This is a genomic window from Blautia marasmi (genome assembly GCF_900258535.1).
Taxonomy (GTDB): domain Bacteria; phylum Bacillota; class Clostridia; order Lachnospirales; family Lachnospiraceae; genus Blautia; species Blautia hominis.
Map to the genome: position 1 here is coordinate 168184 of NZ_OIWX01000001.1, position 19543 is coordinate 187726.

Sequence of the window (19543 nt, forward strand, 5' to 3'; positions counted from 1 at the left end):
ATTGATTTTATAGATGCCGGGGGCTTTCTTGGTTGTTGTGTTTTGGAAAGCCCCTGGCAGGATTCTATTTTTGATGATTATAGTTTTAGTTTTGCGAAGGCGTCGGCGAAGGCATTGTTTAAGGGTTCGGCGGCTTCTTTTTTTTGTTTGGATAGGTATTTCTGGACGTCTTTTTTGGAGACGCCGGCACCTTCTTTTTCGCGGCGGGACTGGAAGGAGGAGAGTTTTTCTTTGTAGCCGCAGGGGCAGATGAAGGTCTCTTCCTTGCCTTTGACGTAGAGCTCCATGCGTTTGTGGCATTTGGGGCAGCGGGCGTTGCTGGTGCGGGAAATGGTTTCCCGGTGACCGCACTCGAGGTCCTGGCAGACCAGGAGTTTGCTGTTTTTGCCGTTAACGGAGAGCATACGTTTGCCGCAGACAGGACATTTTGTGTTGGTCAGGTTGTCGTGGCGGAAGGTGCCGTCTCCGGTTTTGATCTCCTGGATGATGTCCTGGGTGTAGTCTTTGATGTCTGAGAGGAAGGCTTCTTTTTTGAGTCTTCCGTCTGCGATCTTGGAGAGTTTCATCTCCCAATCTGCAGTCAGCTCCGGTTTTCTCAGGTCCTCCGGTACCAGCTCCAGAAGTTGTTTGGCTTTGGAGGTGATGTAGATGTCTTTGCCGCGTTTCTCCATCAGGAAGGTATTAAAAAGTTTGTCAATGATGTCTGCACGGGTGGCTACTGTGCCAAGGCCCCCTGTCTCTCCCAGTGTTTTGGCTGCTTTTGCATCATGGCTCTCCATGAATTTTATAGGATTTTCCATGGCGGAAAGCAGGGTTGCCTCGTTAAAATGAGCCGGAGGTTTTGTTTTCCCTGTGATCAGCTCTGCTTTGGAGGCGGGGAAAGTGTCACCTTTTTTCACGGCTGGCAGGGTCTGGTCTTTTAAGGCCGGTTCCCGGTTTGTGCCGTATTCTTCCTCGTCATCATCGTCGGACCAGCCGCTGTCGTAGGCTTCTTTCCAGCCTGGACTTTTTACTATTTTTCCTTTTGCCAGGAAGATTTCTCCTGCTGCCTGGGCTTTTACTGTTGTCTGCTCGTATTCAAAGGGCGGCATGAGAACACTTAAGAAACGACGTACCACCAGATCGTATATTTTGCGTTCTTCGTTTGTCATGTGGTCCAGCTGAACAAATTGTTCTGTGGGGATGATAGCGTGATGATCGCTTACCTTTTTATCGTCCACAAAGGATTTGCTGGCTTTTATGGGTTTCATGGCGAGGCTGCCCGCCAGTTTGCGGTAGGGGCCTACTGCACAGGCTTTCAGTCTTTCTTTCAGGGTTCCCACCACGTCGCTTCCTATATAGCGGGAGTCTGTCCTGGGATAGGTGAGGACTTTATGGTTTTCGTAAAGGCGCTGCATAATGTTCAGTGTCTCTTTTGCGGAGAAACCGAATTTTTTGTTGGCATCTCTCTGGAGTTCTGTCAAATCGTAAAGGCCCGGTGAAAAGGTCTTTTTTGCCGTTTTGTCAATGGATTCTATGGTCAGGGAGCCTGCTCTTACCTCTTTTAACAGGGATTCCATCTTCTCCTGCTGGAAGGAACGGCAGGAACCGCTCTTTTTGTCCTGCCAGGTAAACTGAATGCCTCCGGAGAGAACCGTCATACCATAGAAATCAACGGGTCTGAAGTTTCTGATCTCCTCTTCGCGTTTTGCTATCATGGCAAGGGTTGGTGTCTGGACACGGCCGCAGGAGAGCTGGGCATTGTATTTACAGGTCAGAGCTCTTGTGGCATTGATTCCTACCAGCCAGTCAGCTTCTGCGCGGGAGACGGCGGCAGCATAAAGGTTATTGTAGTCTCTTCCGTCTTTTAAGTGGGCAAACCCGTCCCGGATTGCCTTGTCAGTGACTGAGGATATCCACAGACGCTTGATGGGTTTCCGGCAGTTTGCTTTTTCCAGGATCCATCGGGCTACCAGTTCTCCCTCCCGTCCGGCGTCGGTGGCAATGATGATCTCTCCCACATCGTTTCTGTAGAGCTGTGTTTTGACAGCATTGTACTGTTTGGCTGTCTGTTTGATCACCACAAGCTCCATTTTCTTTGGGATCATAGGGAGGTGCTCCATTTTCCACTCTCTGTACTTTTTGTCATAGCCTTCCGGGTCATCTAAGGTGACCAGATGGCCCAGAGCCCAGGTCACAATATATCTGCCGCCCTCCATGGCGCCGTTTAATTTTTTGCCGCATCCCAGTACCCTGGCTATATCCCGGGCAACGGATGGTTTTTCTGCTATAACTAATGATTTCATGCAATTACATTACCTTTCCAAAAAATTCTGTTGTCTTCTTCACTTTCTGCATTATATCGTCAAACATGGCTGGTGTCAAAGACTGCATTCCATCACACAGTGCTTTTTCCGGATTATTGTGCACTTCGATCATCACTCCGTCAGCTCCCGCCGCGATAGCCGCCATAGTAAGAGGCTCTACCATGAAACGGATCCCTGCCGCATGGCTTGGGTCGATTATGACAGGCAGATGTGTCTTTTTCTTCAGCATAGGGATTGCGGAGATATCCAGTGTGTTCCGCATGGAAGTTTCAAAGGTACGGATACCCCGCTCACAGAGGATCACGTTCTCATTGCCGCCTGCCATTATGTATTCCGCACTCATAAGCAGTTCGTCCAGAGTGTTGGCCATGCCGCGTTTGAGAAGAATGGGTTTTTTCAGTTTTCCCAGTTCCTTCAACAGTTCAAAGTTCTGCATATTTCTGGTACCCACCTGAATGACATCCACATCCTCAAATAAATCCAAATGTCCCAGACGCATGATCTCAGTGACAATGGGAAGCCCGGTCTGTTTCTTAGCCTCCAGCAGCAGCTTCAGCCCTTCATCCCCCAGACCCTGGAAAGAGTACGGGGATGTTCTGGGTTTGAATGCCCCTCCTCTCAAAAGCCCTGCACCGGACCTTTTCACATCCTCCGCCACTTCAATCATCTGCTCTCTTGTCTCCACAGAACAGGGACCTGCGATCACCTGAAAATTCCCGCCCCCGATCTTCCTTCCGCACACGTCGATCACTGTATCTGCAGGATGCATGCTTCTGTTTGCCTTCTTGTAAGGCTCCTTGATCCTCTTTACAGACTCCACTACTTCCAGAGCCTCAAACTGGTCTTCCTGCAGCTCTGTGGTATCTCCGATCAATCCGATCAGCGTGGTATCCAGTCCTTCTGACAAGTGAAGCTTCAGACCTCTCTCCAGCAGACTCTTTTTCAGTTCCTCCACTTTTCTGTCATCCGCGCCTTTTTTCAATACAATGATCATATTCCTAATCCTCCATATAATAAATTTTAAACATAAAAAACCGATGTCTGCTACGCGCAAACACCGGTCAGCTTTCACTATCTTTTATAATCTAAAAGACTTTATGAAACAGATGTTTTACCGTAGCAAAAAGAACCTGCGTTATAAAAATAACCCAGAAAGCCAAAATAATATGCTTTTGTCCATACGTTCATTTCTGCTGACATAATAAAACCTCAATCTCACTTTGATATCCCTCATAATACTCCCCCGCCCTTACTTTGTCAATAACTTTATGGTTATTTTATTTATCGCTTTAAACTGTTACGCTTTAAATCGCAAGTCAAAAAAGACAGTTTCCATCCCCTTTGCCACACACGCTCAGGAGACCAAGAGCGGCAATACGGTAATTTTGCCTGTCTTATCTTTCTCTTTGGAACTATCCGGCAGAAGGATTAAATCAAAAAAAGGACAAAGGTCCGGCGTTTTGACCTTTGTCCTGTGTTTTTGACATCCAAAAGGAAGGCGCAGCGGGCTGCGCTGTCCGAATTGGGAGTAAACATACCGCAAAGCATGGCGTGCAGAATGTCGAAATGCATTTACATCGCCTCAGCCCTCTCAAACTGGCTGTTATACAGATTCGCATAAAATCCGCCTGCCTCAAGCAGTGCTTCATGGGTACCCTGTTCAATGATATCTCCGTCTTTCATGACCAGAATCAAATCCGCATCCCGGATCGTAGAAAGACGATGGGCAATCACAAAGCTGGTCCTGCCCTTCATCAGGTTATCCATGGCCTTCTGAATCCGTTCTTCTGTTCTGGTATCCACAGAGGAAGTAGCCTCATCCAGGATCAGGATCCTGTTATCCGCCAGGATGGCCCTGGCAATAGTCAGAAGCTGTTTCTGTCCCTGGGAAATATTGTTTGTCTCCTCATTCAGCACCATCTGGTAACCGCCCGGCTGTGACATAATGAAATGATGTGCGTGTGCTGCTTTCGCCGCTGCGATCACCTCTTCGTCTGTGGCATCCAGCCGTCCATAGCGGATATTTTCCATAATGGTCCCGTGGAACAGCCAGGTATCCTGCAGTACCATACCGAACAGTTCCCGCAGCTCACTTCTGTTAAAGTCTTTAATATTATGACCGTCAATGAGGATCTCTCCTGTGTTCACATCATAGAACCGCATCAGCAGCTTGATCATAGTCGTCTTGCCGGCACCCGTCGGTCCTACGATTGCCACTTTCTGCCCTGCTTTTACGGAAGCAGAGAAATCGTGGATAATGATCTTATTCGGGTCATAGCCAAAAGAAGTATGGCAGATTTCCACATTGCCGTCAATATGGCTTACATCTGCGGGATTTTCCACAGTCTGCACTTCCTCCTCAACATCCAGAAATTCAAATACCCTCTCAGATGCAGCGGCTGAAGACTGCAGCATATTTGTCACCTGGGCGATCTGCTGGATAGGCTGCGTAAAGTTTCTGATATACTGGAAAAACGCCTGCACATCACCCACTTCGATCTTACTCTTAATTACCATAAATCCACCCAGAAGGGCAACCATCACATACCCCAGATTTCCCACAAACTGCATGATAGGCATCATCATGCCTGAGAAAAACTGGGAACGCCATGCAGAGCTGTACAGCTTTTCATTTGTCTTTTCAAATTCACCGATCACGGACTCTTCCTTGTTGAAGGCCTTTACCACGTTGTGTCCGCTGTATATTTCTTCCACCTGCCCGTTTACTTCACCCAGATATTTCTGCTGTGCCTGGAAATATTTCTGAGAATGTTTCATGACTTTACTGATAATCGCCATGGATATAGGCAGGATCAGCAGTGCAGCCAGTGTCATCCATACATTGATACTCAGCATCATCACAAGCACACCGATCAATGTGGTGCAGGAGGTGATGAGCTGGGTCACACTCTGGTTGATCCCCATCTGCAGAGTATCCACATCATTGGTGATACGTGAAAGGATCTCACCGTGGGTCCTGCTCTCAAAATATTTCATAGGAATTCTGTTGATCTTCTGGGAAATATCTTTTCTCAGGCTGTACGTCACATCATTGGATATCCCGGTCATGATAAATCCCTGGATAAAGGACAGCAGGGCGCTGACCAGGTACAGGCAGAGGCATCCCAAAAGAATCTGAACAATCTTGTCAAAATTGATCCCGCTGCCGCCGTTTATCTTGGACACCAGTCCGTTAAACAGCTCTGTGGTGGCCTTGCCTAAAATCTTAGGTCCCACAATATTAAATACCGTGCCTCCCACAGCAAACAGGATCATCAGCATCAAACGGAACTTATACCGTTCCATGTATTTCACCAGGCGTTTCATGGCTCCCTTAAAATCTTTTGCCTTCTCCCCCGGCATTCCTTTTCCGTGACCACCCATCGGCCCTCTCGGTCTTCTCGCAGTATTACTCATTAGCCAATTCCTCCTCCGACAGCTGTGACATGGCAATCTGACGATATACCTCACAGGATTTCAAAAGCTCTTTATGGGTTCCCTGACCGACCACGCGTCCTTCATCCAGAACGAGAATACGGTCTGCATGTAAAATTGTGCTAATACGCTGTGCGACTATCAGGGTCGTGGCATCCTTGGTCTCTTTTTTCAGCGCACGGCGGAGCACCACATCTGTCTTGTAGTCAAGGGCAGAAAAACTGTCATCAAAGATATAGATCTCCGGACGTTTCGCAATGGCTCTGGCAATGGAGAGGCGCTGTTTCTGACCACCGGATACGTTGGTGCCTCCCTGGGATATTTCAGATTCCATCTTCTCTTCCTTCTCCTGGATGAAATCCCAAGCCTGGGCTACTTCAGCTGCACGCTGTACCTCTGCGTCCGTTGCATCCTCTTTTCCGTAACGGATATTGGAATCAATGGTTCCGGAGAAGAGCACACCCTTCTGCGGAACATAACCGACACGGTCTCTAAGATCCGTGAGCTTCATATCCCGGATATCCACTCCGTCTACCAGGATCCGCCCTGATGTTACGTCAAAAAATCTCGGGATCAGGTTCACCAGGGTGCTTTTTCCGCTTCCGGTACTTCCGATAAATGCCACGGTCTCACCTTTATGTGCTGAGAAATCAATATCCGTAAGTGTCTCCTCATCAGCCCCCGGATAGGAGAATCCCACATGTTCAAAGCGCACTTCCCCTTTGGATCCTTTGTCCGGCAGTGCACCGGCCTCACCATCCAGAATGGAAATCTCTGTATTCATAACTTCATTGATACGCTTAGCTGCAACGCTTGCCCTAGGAAGCATAATAGACATCATGGTGATCATCAAAAAGGACATGATGATCTGCATGGCATACTGCATAAATGCCATCATATTTCCAACCTGCATGGTTCCGTTATCCACTGCATGAGCTCCGTTGTAGACGATCAAAATGGTAATACCATTCATGATCAGCATCATAGCCGGCATCATAAATGTCATACAGCGGTTGACAAACAGGTTGGTCTTTGTCAGTCTGTCATTGGCATCCTCAAAACGTGCCTCCTCGTGTTTCTCACGGCTGAACGCCCGGATGACCGGAATACCGGTCAGTATCTCCCTGGAAACCAGATTCAATTCATCAATCATATACTGCAGTTTGGTGAACTTGGGCATTGCAATCTTAAAAAGCAGTCCCACCAGTATCAGTATTGCCACAACAGCCACACCCAGAATCCAGGTCATGGAGGCGTCAGTCTGCAGAACTTTTAAGACACCGCCGATACCCAGAATCGGCGCATAGAGCACGATCCTGAAAATCATGGCAAATACCTGCTGTACCTGCTGGATATCATTGGTGCTTCTGGTGATCAGGGACGCTGTGGAAAAATGATTCAGCTCCTCACCGGAAAAGGATATAACCTTCCGGTACACGCCGTTTCTCAGATTCCGTCCCAGGATTGCCGCTACCTTTGCCGATAAAAATGTAACGGTTATGGCTGCCAGCATGATGACAAGTGCCAGCCCCAGCATTTTAAGACCGGACATCAGTATATAGCGGATCTGCATCTGATCCACATCAATCCCCTGTCCTTCGTACTCCTGCTGCACATACTGCACAGCCGCCTGTGTCACAATGGAGTCCGGCATATCTTTCATATTTGAGGTCATGGCATCCATCATTTCCAGAAGCTGTTCTTTTGGCATCTGTGAAAATACCTGGAAAAGATCTGCGTCCTTGGGAAGCTGCATCTTTTCTTTGATCTGCTCCACCTGGTCTCCGCCTTCTTCCAGCCCTTCCACAGCCATCATGGGCATGCCGAAAATGCTGTTCAGCTTTTCTCTCTTGTCTGTATGCATTTCCTTTAATTCATAAGTATCACCTTTTAATGTATAGGCATCCTTTACAGTATCAACATCTTTTTCTTCCATAAACAGAAACAGCTTTTCCATGGACTCTTTCCGGATCTTTTCCGGAACTCCATCCTCGATCCCCTTCTGCTGGATTCCTATGTTGACGATTTTTGATGTGTAATCCGGCAGAGCCAGGTCACAATTGGCCTGCAGGAATAAAAGAGCAATGATCAGCACAATATAGTACCAGCGCTCTTTCATGTAATGAAACATTTTTATCATGGTGTCACTCCTTTTAGTTTATTTGGTCTGTTCCAGGTTCTCGATCATCTGTTTGAAAAACCGTTTCATGAGACAGATTTCGCTCTCAGAAAAGCCGCGGAAAATGGCATTTTCACTGTCTTCCACCATTTTTTGGACATTTTCGGTAAGCTCGCGTCCTTTGGGACTCAGATAAATACGGCTCATGCGCTGATCTTTCTCGTCCGTCCTGCGGATGATCAGACCCGATTTCTCCATTCTTTTAATTGAGACCGCTACTGTGGGAGGTTTTATTTTCATCTCCTGTGATATTTCCCGCTGACTCAATCCCTCTTTTTTCCCCAGCAGATGAAGCATGGGCACCTGCCTGGGATGCACATCCATCTCCCGCAGCGCATCGTAGGCCCTGCCAAAATACATATGGGTCGTTTTTAAAAACAGACTTTGCAGACTGTCATCATTTTTGCATATCATCTCTACCGCCTCCCTTCTCATTAGTTAGTCGACTAACTTAGTTTATCCCAATATTTATCATATTTCAATATAATCCTCTACATTTTATCCTTTTTTTATATTTTCTTTATCTTATTTTATTAGCCGTCTAATCTTTTTGTTACACCCGGCTAACGAAAAAACAGCCAAAAAAAGCACCGTGCAGACGATAATTTCGTCAATCGCACGATGCATATCCATGATCACTATTCTTTTTTTCGTCATGCTTTTTTCCTGGAAAGCGCAGGCCACATAATACACAGCATAGTAACAAAACAGGCAATGCCTCCGATAAAATTCGAGATTGGCTCTGCCAAAAATACGCCGTTTACTCCAAGACCGGCCATGTGGGGCAGGATGAGGGTGAGCGGCACCACGATCACAGCCTTCCTGAGCAGGGAAAAGAAAATTGCCTGTTTAGCTTTTCCAAGGCCTGTAAAGACCGTCTGCCCGGAAAACTGCAGGGACATAAAACAGAATCCGAAGAAATAGATCCTCATAGCATGGACGCCTGCCTCCATCAGTTCCCCGCTTCCATTGAAAATGGCGATAAAGGCGCCGGGTACCAGCATGGTCAGGATCCAGACCACCGTGGTATATCCAATGCAGATGACAGACATAAATTTAATTCCCTGTTTTACCCGATCATATTTACCCGCACCGTAATTATAGCCTATGATCGGCTGTGCCCCCTGCGTAAAACCATTGACAGGGACACTCAGAACTTCCCGCACAGAGTTGATGATGGTCATGACACCCACATAGACATCCCCGCCAAAGCTCTGCAGCGTAACGTTGCAGACGATCTGTACCATACAGTTGGTGGCCTGCATGATAAACCCGGAAAGTCCAAGAGCCAGAATGTCTTTCACATATGTGATCTTCAGCTTCATACACCCTGCCCTGAGTCTGAGAAGGGTCCGCCTGCCTGTCAGGAACCACACGATCCACAGGGCTGATACCGCCTGGGAGATAACTGTGGCAATTGCCGCTCCCCGGACTCCCATATGAAACAGGAAAATAAATACAGGGTCCAGCACAATATTGATAACAGCCCCGATCAGTACCGTCAGCATACCGATTCCCGCAAACCCCTGGCAGTTTATAAATCCATTCATCCCCATACTGATCATAACAAACACACTGCCCAGCAGATAAATGCTGATATAATCATTTGCATAGGGAAATGTGGCATCACTTGCGCCCAGCGCATACAACAGAGGCCGTTTCACTAAAAGACCCAGGATAATGATCAGAACACCGGCGATCACCACCAGGGCAAAGGCATTTCCCATGATCGTCTCTGCCTTGTCATCCTCCTGTTTTCCCCTTGCGATGGAGCAGAGCGGAGGCCCCCCTGTTCCGATCAGGAAAGCAAACGCCATGACCACCGTGATAATGGGAAACGAGACCCCCACGCCGGTCAGAGCAGAGGAGTCTGCCCCCGGAATACGGCCTATGTACATTCTGTCCACAATACTGTAAAGCACATTGATAAACTGCCCTGCCATAAGCGGCAGCGAAAGCCTTAAAATATTCCCAGGGATATTTCCCTGGGAAAAATCATGCTCCTCCTTATGGGCCTCATGCAGTTTTTTCATCCATTGCATTAATTACTACACTTCCTTTCAACAAGACCGGCCCAGAGCGTGCCATGTTTAAAGCTTCTGCTGATAATCGCTCAGGAAATCAGCCAGCTTGTCTGCCGCGCTTTTCAGCTGTTCCAGATTAGGCAGATAGACAATGCGGAAATGGTCCGGTTCCCCCCAGTTAAATCCTTTGCCGTGGGTGAGGAGCACCTTCTTCTCTTTCAAAAAGTCCAGAACAAACTTCTCATCATCCAGAATATGAAAGCGTTTTGTGTCTATCTTCGGGAAGATGTAAAAAGCCGCTTTTGGCTTCACAGCTGACAGTCCGGGAATATCATTGACTGCTTTGTAGATATATTCCCGCTGTTCGTAGATACGTCCCCCCGGCTGCAGGTATTCCTGGACACTCTGAAACCCACCCAGGGCGGTCTGCACAATGGACTGTGCCGGAACATTGGAGCAGAGGCGCATATTGGACAGCATGTTGAGCCCTTCAATATACCCTTTTGCCCTCTCCTTCGGTCCGCTCAGAACCATCCATCCGCAGCGGAAACCTGCCACCATGTGGGATTTGGAAAGGCCGTTCATGGTGACACAGAACACATCCGGAGCCAGGGCAGCGATAGAATGGTGGACCACACCGTCCATGGTCAAACGGTCATAGATCTCATCAGAGAAAATCATCAGATCATGCTCTCTGGCAAGGGCGGCGATCTCCTCCAGCACCTCTTTCGGATAAACAGCCCCCGTGGGGTTATTGGGATTGATGATCACAATGGCTTTCGTCTTATCCGTGATCTTGCTGCGCATATCTTCTATATCCGGATACCAGTCCGACTGCTCATCACAGATATAATGCACAGCCTTTCCTCCGGCCAGTGTCACACAGCCGGTCCACAGCGGATAGTCCGGGGAAGGTACCAGGATCTCATCCCCGTCATCAATAAGCCCCTGGGTTACCATATTGATGAGTTCACTGACGCCGTTACCCGTATAGATATCCTCCAGGGCAACATCTTTTATTTTTTTGATCTGGCAATACTGCATAATTGCTTTTCTGGCAGCAAATATCCCGTGGGAATCTGAATATCCCTGAGAATCCCGGAGTGTGTAGATCATATCCAGGATCACTTCCTCCGGCGCATTGAAACCAAAAGGTGCCGGATTGCCGATGTTTAATTTTAAAACATCAATGCCACTCTCCTGCATCCGGTTCGCCTCATCCAGCACCGGTCCCCGGACATCATAGCAAACGTTGTCCAATTTTGAAGATTTATCAAAAGTTCTCATGTTAGCTCTCCTCTCCATTTTTCCCAATATATTCCTCTGGGAGCATTATATATACCCTTTCAGGCATATCTTTTTTCACGCGGCTGCCGTGAAGTCTACTCAGACAATTTCTTTCCTATCTGTATCAAATGGAAAATTTTTGCTGATCATGTTGAAAATTTTATCACTTCGCCGTGGAAAACGCAAGCGGCATGATGCTTTTTATATGTTAAAAAGTGCTATGTTTGTAACCGTTAGGGAATGTATCCCGGACGCCGAACCCGGCCGCAGGCTTCCCTGCACGGGCGGGAGCAGAGAACTTCCAAGCTAATGCGTAAGCCGCACTAAGTTCATCGCCTTAGGGCTCTTCACTAAGTGCTTGCTAACGCATGGATCTTGTAAGCTTCTCTAAACGCTCCTAAACGCCCGTGCAGGGAAGCCCGCGGCCGGGTTCGGCTGACTTTGAATGTGGGACAGTTGGCAATCGCTAGTCATCAAATAAATGGATAAAACACGGACAGAAGGGCCTATAAATTACACTGGCTTCTTAGAAAAACAGCCGGGTCTGGTCATAAAGCCTGCCTGTACGGGCGTTTCAGGCAGGCTTATGACCAGACCCGGCGTCCGCCAAATGTCACATTCCTTCCACATCCAATGTTGCTGCCATCAACTCTTTTGTATATGCAGCTTTGGGATTTAAAAAGACCTCCTCCACATCCCCTTCCTCCACAATCCTTCCGTCCTTCATCACCAGAACCCTGTCGCACATCTGGTAGATCACATTCAGATCATGGGAAATAAAAAGAACGGAGAACTTCATCTCCTCCTGAAGCTTTATGATCAGTTCCATGATCTGCCTCTGGATCGTCACATCCAATGCGGATACCGGTTCGTCCGCTATAATAAACCGTGCCCCCTGGAGTAGGGAAACCGCTATACTCACCCTCTGGCGCTGACCGCCGGACAATTCCCGGGGATGCCGCTTCAGATGTTCCTCGGAAAGCCCCGTCTTTTCTGCCATAGCCAGGACTCTTCTTCGGCGCTCCTCTTTTGGAACTTTCTGCATGCGCAGCGGTTCCTCCAGAATCCACTCCACTCGTTTTCCCGGATTGAGGGAAGAATATGGGTCCTGGAATATCATCTGCGGATGTTTCGTGTGATGTATGATCTCACCTTCCTGCACATTCACAAATCCTAAGATTGCTTTGGAAAGCGTGGTTTTTCCGCATCCGCTCTCCCCCACAAGCCCCAGGATCTCATTCTCCCGGACAATAAGATCAACATCCTTTAAAACCTGCTGCTCTATCCTGCCTTCCCGGTAAGATGCGCTTACATGCTTCACTTCCAGTACAGGTCCCATCACCCATCACTCCTTTCCTGTTTCACTGCCGCCCGTTTTCTAAGCGAGGTCCTTCGGTTTGGTATGGCAGCCAGAAGCTTCTTGGTATATTCCATGGAAGGATGTTCAAATATATCCTGCACATTCCCCTGTTCCACGGCCTCCCCCCGGTTCATCACAATGACACGGCTGCAGAGGTGGCGGATAACTCCCAGATCATGGGAGATAAAGAGGATTGCCGTACCCTGTTCTTTATTGATTCTCTGAAGGAGTTTTAAGATCTGTGCCTGTATGGTCACATCCAATGCTGTGGTTGGCTCATCCGCGATCAAAAGTTTAGGTTCCATCACAAGCGCTGCCGCGATCATGACCCGCTGCCGCATACCGCCTGAGAGCTGATGGGGATACTTTCCGTACAACAGTTCCGGATTGGGAAGCTCCACATTTTTCATCATCGCCAGAGCCTTTGCTTTTCGCTCCTGTGCGCTGTAAGAGCTGTGGATGCCCATGGATTCTTCCACCTGTTCACCGATTGTCATTACCGGGTTTAAGGAAGTCATGGGTTCCTGAAAAACAATGCCTATTTCTTTTCCCCGGATACTCCAGAGTTCTTCTTTTGGCATTTTCAGAATATCCCTGCCCTGAAACAGGATCTCTCCCCTAGGCATTCTTGCGTGTTCCCCCAAAAGTCCCATGACAGACAGAGCTGTCTGTGTTTTTCCGGAACCCGATTCTCCTACAATCCCCAGTATTTCTCCTTCCATCATAGAAAAAGAAATGTCCTCCACAATTTTCGTAGGCGGGACTGTATCATGAAATTCAATTGCCAGATTTTTTATTTCCAATAACGCCATATCACTTCCCGCCTTTCTTCTGCAGACCATCACTCAGTAAAGAAAATCCCAGTGCCAGGAGGATAACTGCCACCCCCGGAAACAGGGCACACCAGGGGGCTGTTGCCAGATACGCCTGGGATTCCGACAGCATTCTTCCAAGGCTGGCATCCGGCGGCTGCACGCCGATCCCCAGATAACTCATCCCCGCCTCAGCCAAAACAGCATTGTTAAATCCAATGGCAGCCGTTGCCAGAATTGTGGGAAGCGTATTGGGAAGAATATGCACAAAAATGATCCGCAGATGGGATGCGCCCATCAGTCTCGCACTTTTTACATAATCCATTTCCCTCTGGGAAATAAATTCACTTCTGGTCATACGGGCAAAGCTTGGGATAAATACCACGCCAAGGGCCAGGATCACGTTATATTTTCCCGGTCCTAAAATACTGATAAATACCAGTGCCAGCAAAATGCTGGGAAACGAAACCACAGCGTCATTGAAACGCATCAGCACCTCGTCCAGCCACCCGCCAAAATATCCGGTAAACGCACCCACCAAAAGTCCGGCCCCGCCTCCGATTAGGACCGTTGCCGCACCCACAAAAAAGGTGGTTCCCGTCCCCTTCATGACACGGCTTAAAATATCCCGCCCAAACTGGTCACATCCAAACAGGTGGGCCAAAGAAGGTGCCGCAAATTTTGCTCCGCCGCTCATGGCATCCGGATCATAAGGGGTATACAAAAGTCCGATCAATAAAAACAACAGCATGAATCCTGCAAGGGAAGCGCCGACGAACAAATTGCCTGGCATTTTTTTTCTGTCTTTTCTCATCTTCTCTCCTCCTGCCTATGCATCCATGCGGATCCGTGGGTCTATTTTTCCATATAAAATATCCACTGCGAAATTTATGATAACCACCATAGCCGCGATCAGCACAATGATTCCCTGGACAACCGGGTAATCCCTGTTGGATATGGAAGTGATCAACAGACTGCCCATACCGGGAATGGTAAATACCTGTTCCAGAATGATACTGTTTGCCATAATATCGGCAATGGTCATAGCCCAGAAAGTGAGCACCGGGATCAGTGCATTTTTCAAAACATGCCTGTAGAGGACCCGTCCTGCCCTGTTTCCCCGGCTGTAGGCAGTCCGCACATAGTCCATACGAAGCTGTGTGATCACAGAACTGCGCAGCATCTTCACTGCCATTGCGCTTTTGGGGAGTGCGATGGCTATACTGGGTGCTATGAGGTATGCCAGAAATCCCCCGAAGCTTTCTGAGGGGGATACATACGCGCCGGGCGTAAACCACCTGAGCACCAGTCCGAACAAATACGTGATCAAGATACCCAGAAAAAATCCGGGTACTGACATGATCACCTGATTACAGGTCATGAGAAGGCGGTCAAGCCTGCCGCCCTCATGCTGTGCAGTAAAAATACCGAGCGGAATGGAAAACAGCAGGATAATTAAAAATCCTATCAGCACCATAGTGATATTGATCGGTATTTTATCTGCCAGCATATCCCGAACAGGCATGGAATAGCTGTAGGATTCCCCCATATCGCCGGTCACAAAATTCTTTAGCCACAGACCGTAACGGACAAGCACCGGTTTGTCTAACCCCATCTCATGCTGTAATGCCTCTACCTGTTCTTTTGTGGCCTCTGTTCCCAGTTTTGATTTTGCTGCGTCACCGGGAATCACGGAAAAGGCCATAAAAGACAGAAAAGAGACAATTAACAATGTTATAATGAGAGTACCTATTTTTTTCACAATATATTTCATTCTGTCTTTCTCCTTTTCCGTGTCCCATTCTTTATTTTATCTTATAAATCTTTGCCATATCCAGCACATACAAAGGATAGAATGTAAAGCCGCCGTATGACTTTCTCAGTGCAACCTCTGATGCCATATCCTGGATGTAGACATTTGCCGCATCATCCGCCAGAATGGTTTCCATCTTTTTGTAAAGTTCTGTCTGTTCCTCGTCGTCTGTGCTTTTCTTTACCTGCTGATAGAGTTTATCATACTCTTCATTGCTGAAGTTTATAAAGTTTTTGGAAGCATCTGAGGTAAAGCGCTCCAGCAGGGCCCGGCCGCTTAAATAAGCTGCATCCACACCAACTACAGTGGACTGGAATTTCCTGTCACCGTACACATCACTGAGCCAGCTGTCCCATTCCACAAGCTGGATCTCTGCGTTGACACCGATCTGTTTTAACTGCTCCACCAAAATCTGGGCTGTGTCCACATGCTGCTGGTAATTGGACGGTACGGTGATGGTCATGTCAAATCCATCCGGATATCCGGCTTCAGCCAGCAGTTCTTTTGCTTTCTTCACATCCTGTGGGTATTTGTCTGCAAGTTCAGGCATGTAGTATTTGTCAAAAGCCGGGAACATACTGCTGCCGATTATGGTTCCTTTTCCGTCTGCGATCATATCCAGGACATCCTGACGGTTCACTGCATAACAGAGAGCCTGACGTACCTTTATATCATCAAAGGGGGCTTCCGCATTGTTCAGATATAGTGCCTGTACCAGATTCATGCCGCCTTCATAGATGGTAAAATCCTCACCTTTGAGCTGGGCAGACTGGTTGGAGTCAATACGTGCCATCATATCCAGGGAGCCGCCTTTTAATCCCGTCACAATGGCATTGCTGTCACTTACCACTTTGAAGGTAACTTCATCCAGATATGCCTGATGCTCACTATCCCAGTAGTCTGCGAATTTTTTGATCTTAATATTCTCCTGAGGGGAGCGGGACTCATACATAAACGGGCCTGTGCCCACCGGATTGGTTGCCAGGTCCTGCACATCTTTTGGGATAACTGCCACGATCAGGTATGCCAGGAATTCTGTGTCGGCTTCTTTTAAATGGATGACAATGGTTTTGTCATCGGGAGTTTCAACGTTTTCCACATTAGAAAACGCCGCTATCAACGGTTCTGTTCCTTCCGTGATACCGGCGCATCGCTCGATCGAATATTTCACATCGTCTACGGTAACGTCCGCTCCATTGTGGAATTTTACGCCTTCACGCAGTGTAAAGGTGTAGGTCCTGCCATCCTCTGAAATGGTGTGCGACTGGGCTACTGCATCCATGTAATTGCCTTTTTCATCCGGCTTTACTAAGCCTTCATAAATATTGAATAGGACTTCTTTGGTTCCTGCCGCTACCGATTTGTGTGGGTCAAGACTATCCTCTATATCCTGAGGAATTCCTACTACAATGGAACCTCCCATGGTTGGTTCCGCTTTTGTTTCTGTGGAACTTTCGTTGTTTTTGGACTCTTTACCGCTTTCCTTTTTGTCTTGGCAGCCGCCGAGTACAGTAGTCAGGGTAAGTGCAAAGAGAAGTGTTAAAATTAATCTTGCTCTTTTCATGGTTTCTCCTTTAAACATTAGAAGTTCCCTCATTATTTAATTGTCATGGTTATTGTATCGAAATGATGGGGGGATTGCAAGTATTATTTAGGATACATGGGGAGGTTACGAGATTTGGAGGGGATGCGGGGGCCTGGGTGCGGGGGAAGATTCATCCGACGTTCCGCTGGCAGGCAGCTAACCTGCTGGCATTCACTAAATTCATCGGCAGCGGCCTCTTCATTAAGTGACTGCCGCAGGTGGATCTGCCAGCCGCTCCACTAAACCTACTGAATTTTCCCCCGCACCCAGGCCCCCGCATCCCCTCCAAATCCTGTAGGTTTTGGCTGAAAAAATAATGTTGCCGGGGGAGAGTGTTGGCGGGGTGCAGCGGGATGGCTTCGGAAGGTTTGATGGGTGGGCTTAGTAAATAGGTGAGGATGATATTTATTTTGCGTAATTTATGATGAACGCACTTTGTTTAAAATTAATTCAGGATTTTTTTTAGTTCGTCCATGAAGGTGTTTACGTCTTTGAATTCGCGGTAGACGGAGGCGAAGCGGACGTAGGTTACGGCGTCTAGGTCTTTTAGTTTGTCCATGACGATCTCACCGATCTGGGTGCTGGGGATTTCACGGTCTTCTTTGTTGAAGATTTCAGTTTCGATCTCGTCGATGATCTTCTCAATCTGTTCCACCGAGATTGGACGTTTGTAGCAGGCACGCATGATGCCGTCCTGGATTTTGGTGCGGTCGTATTGCTCCCGGCTCTGGTCTTTTTTGATGACCACCAGAGGGATCGTCTCTATTTTCTCGTAAGTGGTGAAGCGCTTGCCGCACTCGTCACATTGTCTCCTTCTTCGGATGGAATTATTATCTGGAACCGGTCTGGAATCTATGACACGGGTGTTGTCTTGATTGCAAAATGGACATTTCATTTAAAAGTCCTCCTTGATATGTTATGTAAAGTTATAACTGTTCAGTATCCTCACAGTTACAGACAAGAATCCATGCAAAATCGCCTTGGCGATGGGATTTTTGCTTGGCCGTGGTACACTTTCTTACGGTCAGCGCAGTGAATGCGCAGACCTACTGAATAGTTACGTAAAGTTATCTATGGCTTAGTATAGTACAGATAGACGTCTTACGTCAATGATTTTCCCTTGTATTTTTGCAGGCTTTCTGCTAGAATGTGCCTCATGGAAACCCCTGTTTTTTGGTGGATTCCAAAAAGACAGTTCGTAACCATCCTGTCTATAAATAAAACTAAGGAGAGAAAAAAATGAGTATTCAGGAACCAAGTAACCGTTATAGTGTCATACGGGAAAAGAATCCCCGGGAGATTTTGCTCCTTCGGGGAAGCGGCTGTAAATGGCGCCGCTGTACATTCTGTGATTATCATCTGGATTTTTCCAGGGATGAGGAAGCCAACTTTCATTTGAATCAGGCCGAGCTTGCTAAGGTCACAGGCTGTTTTCACAGACTGGAAGTGATCAACTCAGGTAGTTTTTGTGACCTGGATGAGAGGACTTTACAACTGATTCGTGAGGTCTGTGCGGAAAGAGGGATACGGGAGCTGCATTTTGAATGTCACTGGATGCATAAGGATGCGATCCAGGCAGCACGTGATTTTTTCGCAGAAAAAGGTATCTGTCTGAAGATCAAGATGGGGGTGGAGACTTTTGATGAGGAATTTCGTGAAAAGGTTCTCCAAAAGGGAATTGCTGCCGCTTCTCCCCGAGAAATTGCCAAATACGCAGACGAAGTATGTCTGTTGTTCGGCCTTACAGGTCAGACGTATGCTTCTATGAAAAGTGATATTGAGACAGGGCTTTCTTTCTTTGAGAGGATCTGCATCAATGTTATGGTGGAGAATTCCACTAAAATGAAGCCGGACAGGGATGTGATACGGATATTTGCCCAAACTCTTTATCCTGTTTATATAGGGAATGAGCGGGTTGATATCCTGATGGAAAATACGGAATTTGGGGTAGGTGACAAATATGAGTAATGAAATTTTGTTAATTGTATCCCTGGTACTGATCTATAGTTTTGTATTGCTGGCATATTACTTTTTTGATGTGTCCGGCCTGTATGGATGGACTGTTTTCTGTACCATCACTGCCAACATTGAAGTGTTGCTCATGGTGAAGGCTTTTGGCATGGAGCAGACCCTGGGAAATGTACTGTTTGCCTCGTCTTTTCTTGTGACCGATATTATCAGTGAGGTCGGCGGAAAGAAACAGGCACAGAAAGCCGTCAACCTGGGAATCTGTACCTCCTGCTGTTTTATACTGGTTTCCCAGATGTGGCTTTTATATACACCTTCAGCTAACGACTGGGCAAGTCCCGCGTTCCATACGATCTTTTCCAACACACCGCGCCTGCTTTTTGCCAGTCTGCTGGTTTACGCGGTGTCTCAGAAATTTGATGTGTGGGCCTATCATAAATGGTGGGCATTTACCACAAAACGGTTTGGAGATGCGGAAAGTTTTTTATGGCTGCGTAATAACGGTTCCACCTTGGTATCGCAGCTTTTGAATACCGTGTTATATACCTTTGGTGCATTTTGGGGCATGTATCCGCTCCCGGTGCTTCTGCATATCTGTGTTTCCAGCTATGTGATTTTTGTATTCACCAGTCTGCTTGACACACCGTTTGTATATTTAGCGCGTTGGATGAAACATAAAAAAGATGGAGCCGCGGCAAAAAAGAAAAATGCTGCGCTTGAATTGTAACTTGTTCAGGGTGCCTGCTGTTGAAAACGGTATGCACTCTGTTTTTA

15 protein-coding genes are annotated in these 19543 nt (G+C 47.5%); 2 read left to right on the plus strand and 13 right to left on the minus strand.

Going from position 1 to position 19543, the window contains the following annotated elements:
• Positions 1-77: 77 nt before the first annotated feature.
• The 13 genes from C6P39_RS00725 to nrdR form a co-directional block, all read right to left on the minus strand.
• Positions 78-2285 (minus strand): DNA topoisomerase III, encoded by a 2208-nt coding sequence (locus C6P39_RS00725; RefSeq protein WP_104802442.1) that lies wholly within the window; start codon positions 2283-2285, stop codon positions 78-80.
• Positions 2286-2289: 4 nt separating this feature from the next.
• Positions 2290-3300, minus strand: coding sequence for a 3-deoxy-7-phosphoheptulonate synthase (gene aroF, locus C6P39_RS00730; protein WP_104802443.1), 1011 nt, complete (start codon positions 3298-3300; stop codon positions 2290-2292).
• 578 nt (positions 3301-3878) lie between these two features.
• Positions 3879-5723: an ABC transporter ATP-binding protein gene (locus C6P39_RS00735; RefSeq protein ID WP_095174088.1), complete on the minus strand. Its 1845-nt coding sequence runs from the start codon at positions 5721-5723 to the stop codon at positions 3879-3881.
• A complete protein-coding gene (locus tag C6P39_RS00740) occupies positions 5716-7881 on the minus strand; it encodes an ABC transporter ATP-binding protein (RefSeq protein ID WP_095174086.1) in 2166 nt (721 codons plus the stop codon). Before C6P39_RS00740 ends, C6P39_RS00735 begins: the two co-directional genes overlap by 8 nt.
• Before the next feature lie 18 nt (positions 7882-7899).
• Positions 7900-8334 carry a MarR family winged helix-turn-helix transcriptional regulator gene (locus C6P39_RS00745; RefSeq protein ID WP_065541015.1) on the minus strand — a complete coding sequence of 145 codons (435 nt, stop codon included), beginning with the start codon at positions 8332-8334 and terminating at the stop codon, positions 7900-7902.
• 239 nt (positions 8335-8573) lie between these two features.
• Positions 8574-9962, minus strand: a complete 1389-nt coding sequence (locus C6P39_RS00750; RefSeq protein WP_104802444.1) for an MATE family efflux transporter — start codon at positions 9960-9962, stop codon at positions 8574-8576.
• A gap of 48 nt (positions 9963-10010) precedes the next feature.
• Positions 10011-11231 (minus strand): aminotransferase class I/II-fold pyridoxal phosphate-dependent enzyme, encoded by a 1221-nt coding sequence (locus C6P39_RS00755; RefSeq protein ID WP_095174081.1) that lies wholly within the window; start codon positions 11229-11231, stop codon positions 10011-10013.
• Between the two features lie 613 nt (positions 11232-11844).
• Positions 11845-12570 carry an ABC transporter ATP-binding protein gene (locus C6P39_RS00765; protein ID WP_242986849.1) on the minus strand — a complete coding sequence of 242 codons (726 nt, stop codon included), beginning with the start codon at positions 12568-12570 and terminating at the stop codon, positions 11845-11847.
• Positions 12570-13403 carry an ABC transporter ATP-binding protein gene (locus C6P39_RS00770; protein WP_104802447.1) on the minus strand — a complete coding sequence of 278 codons (834 nt, stop codon included), beginning with the start codon at positions 13401-13403 and terminating at the stop codon, positions 12570-12572. The genes C6P39_RS00765 and C6P39_RS00770 overlap by 1 nt, the downstream gene beginning before the upstream one ends.
• Position 13404: 1 nt before the next feature.
• The gene (locus C6P39_RS00775) at positions 13405-14217 is read right to left on the minus strand and encodes an ABC transporter permease (protein WP_095174075.1); all 813 of its coding nucleotides are present in this window, start codon (positions 14215-14217) and stop codon (positions 13405-13407) included.
• A gap of 15 nt (positions 14218-14232) precedes the next feature.
• Positions 14233-15177 (minus strand): ABC transporter permease, encoded by a 945-nt coding sequence (locus tag C6P39_RS00780; RefSeq protein ID WP_104802448.1) that lies wholly within the window; start codon positions 15175-15177, stop codon positions 14233-14235.
• A 31-nt stretch (positions 15178-15208) separates the two neighbouring features.
• A complete protein-coding gene (locus C6P39_RS00785; protein ID WP_242986851.1) occupies positions 15209-16780 on the minus strand; it encodes an ABC transporter substrate-binding protein in 1572 nt (523 codons plus the stop codon).
• Between the two features lie 466 nt (positions 16781-17246).
• Positions 17247-17696 carry a transcriptional regulator NrdR gene (gene nrdR / locus C6P39_RS00790; protein ID WP_095174068.1) on the minus strand — a complete coding sequence of 150 codons (450 nt, stop codon included), beginning with the start codon at positions 17694-17696 and terminating at the stop codon, positions 17247-17249.
• A 344-nt stretch (positions 17697-18040) separates the two neighbouring features.
• On the opposite strand from nrdR, the gene C6P39_RS00795 reads away from it, so the two are divergent.
• Together C6P39_RS00795 and C6P39_RS00800 are read left to right on the plus strand one after the other, a co-directional pair.
• A complete protein-coding gene (locus C6P39_RS00795; RefSeq protein ID WP_104802449.1) occupies positions 18041-18769 on the plus strand; it encodes a radical SAM protein in 729 nt (242 codons plus the stop codon).
• A complete protein-coding gene (locus C6P39_RS00800; RefSeq protein ID WP_095174063.1) occupies positions 18762-19496 on the plus strand; it encodes a queuosine precursor transporter in 735 nt (244 codons plus the stop codon). Before C6P39_RS00795 ends, C6P39_RS00800 begins: the two co-directional genes overlap by 8 nt.
• Positions 19497-19543 lie beyond the last annotated feature (47 nt).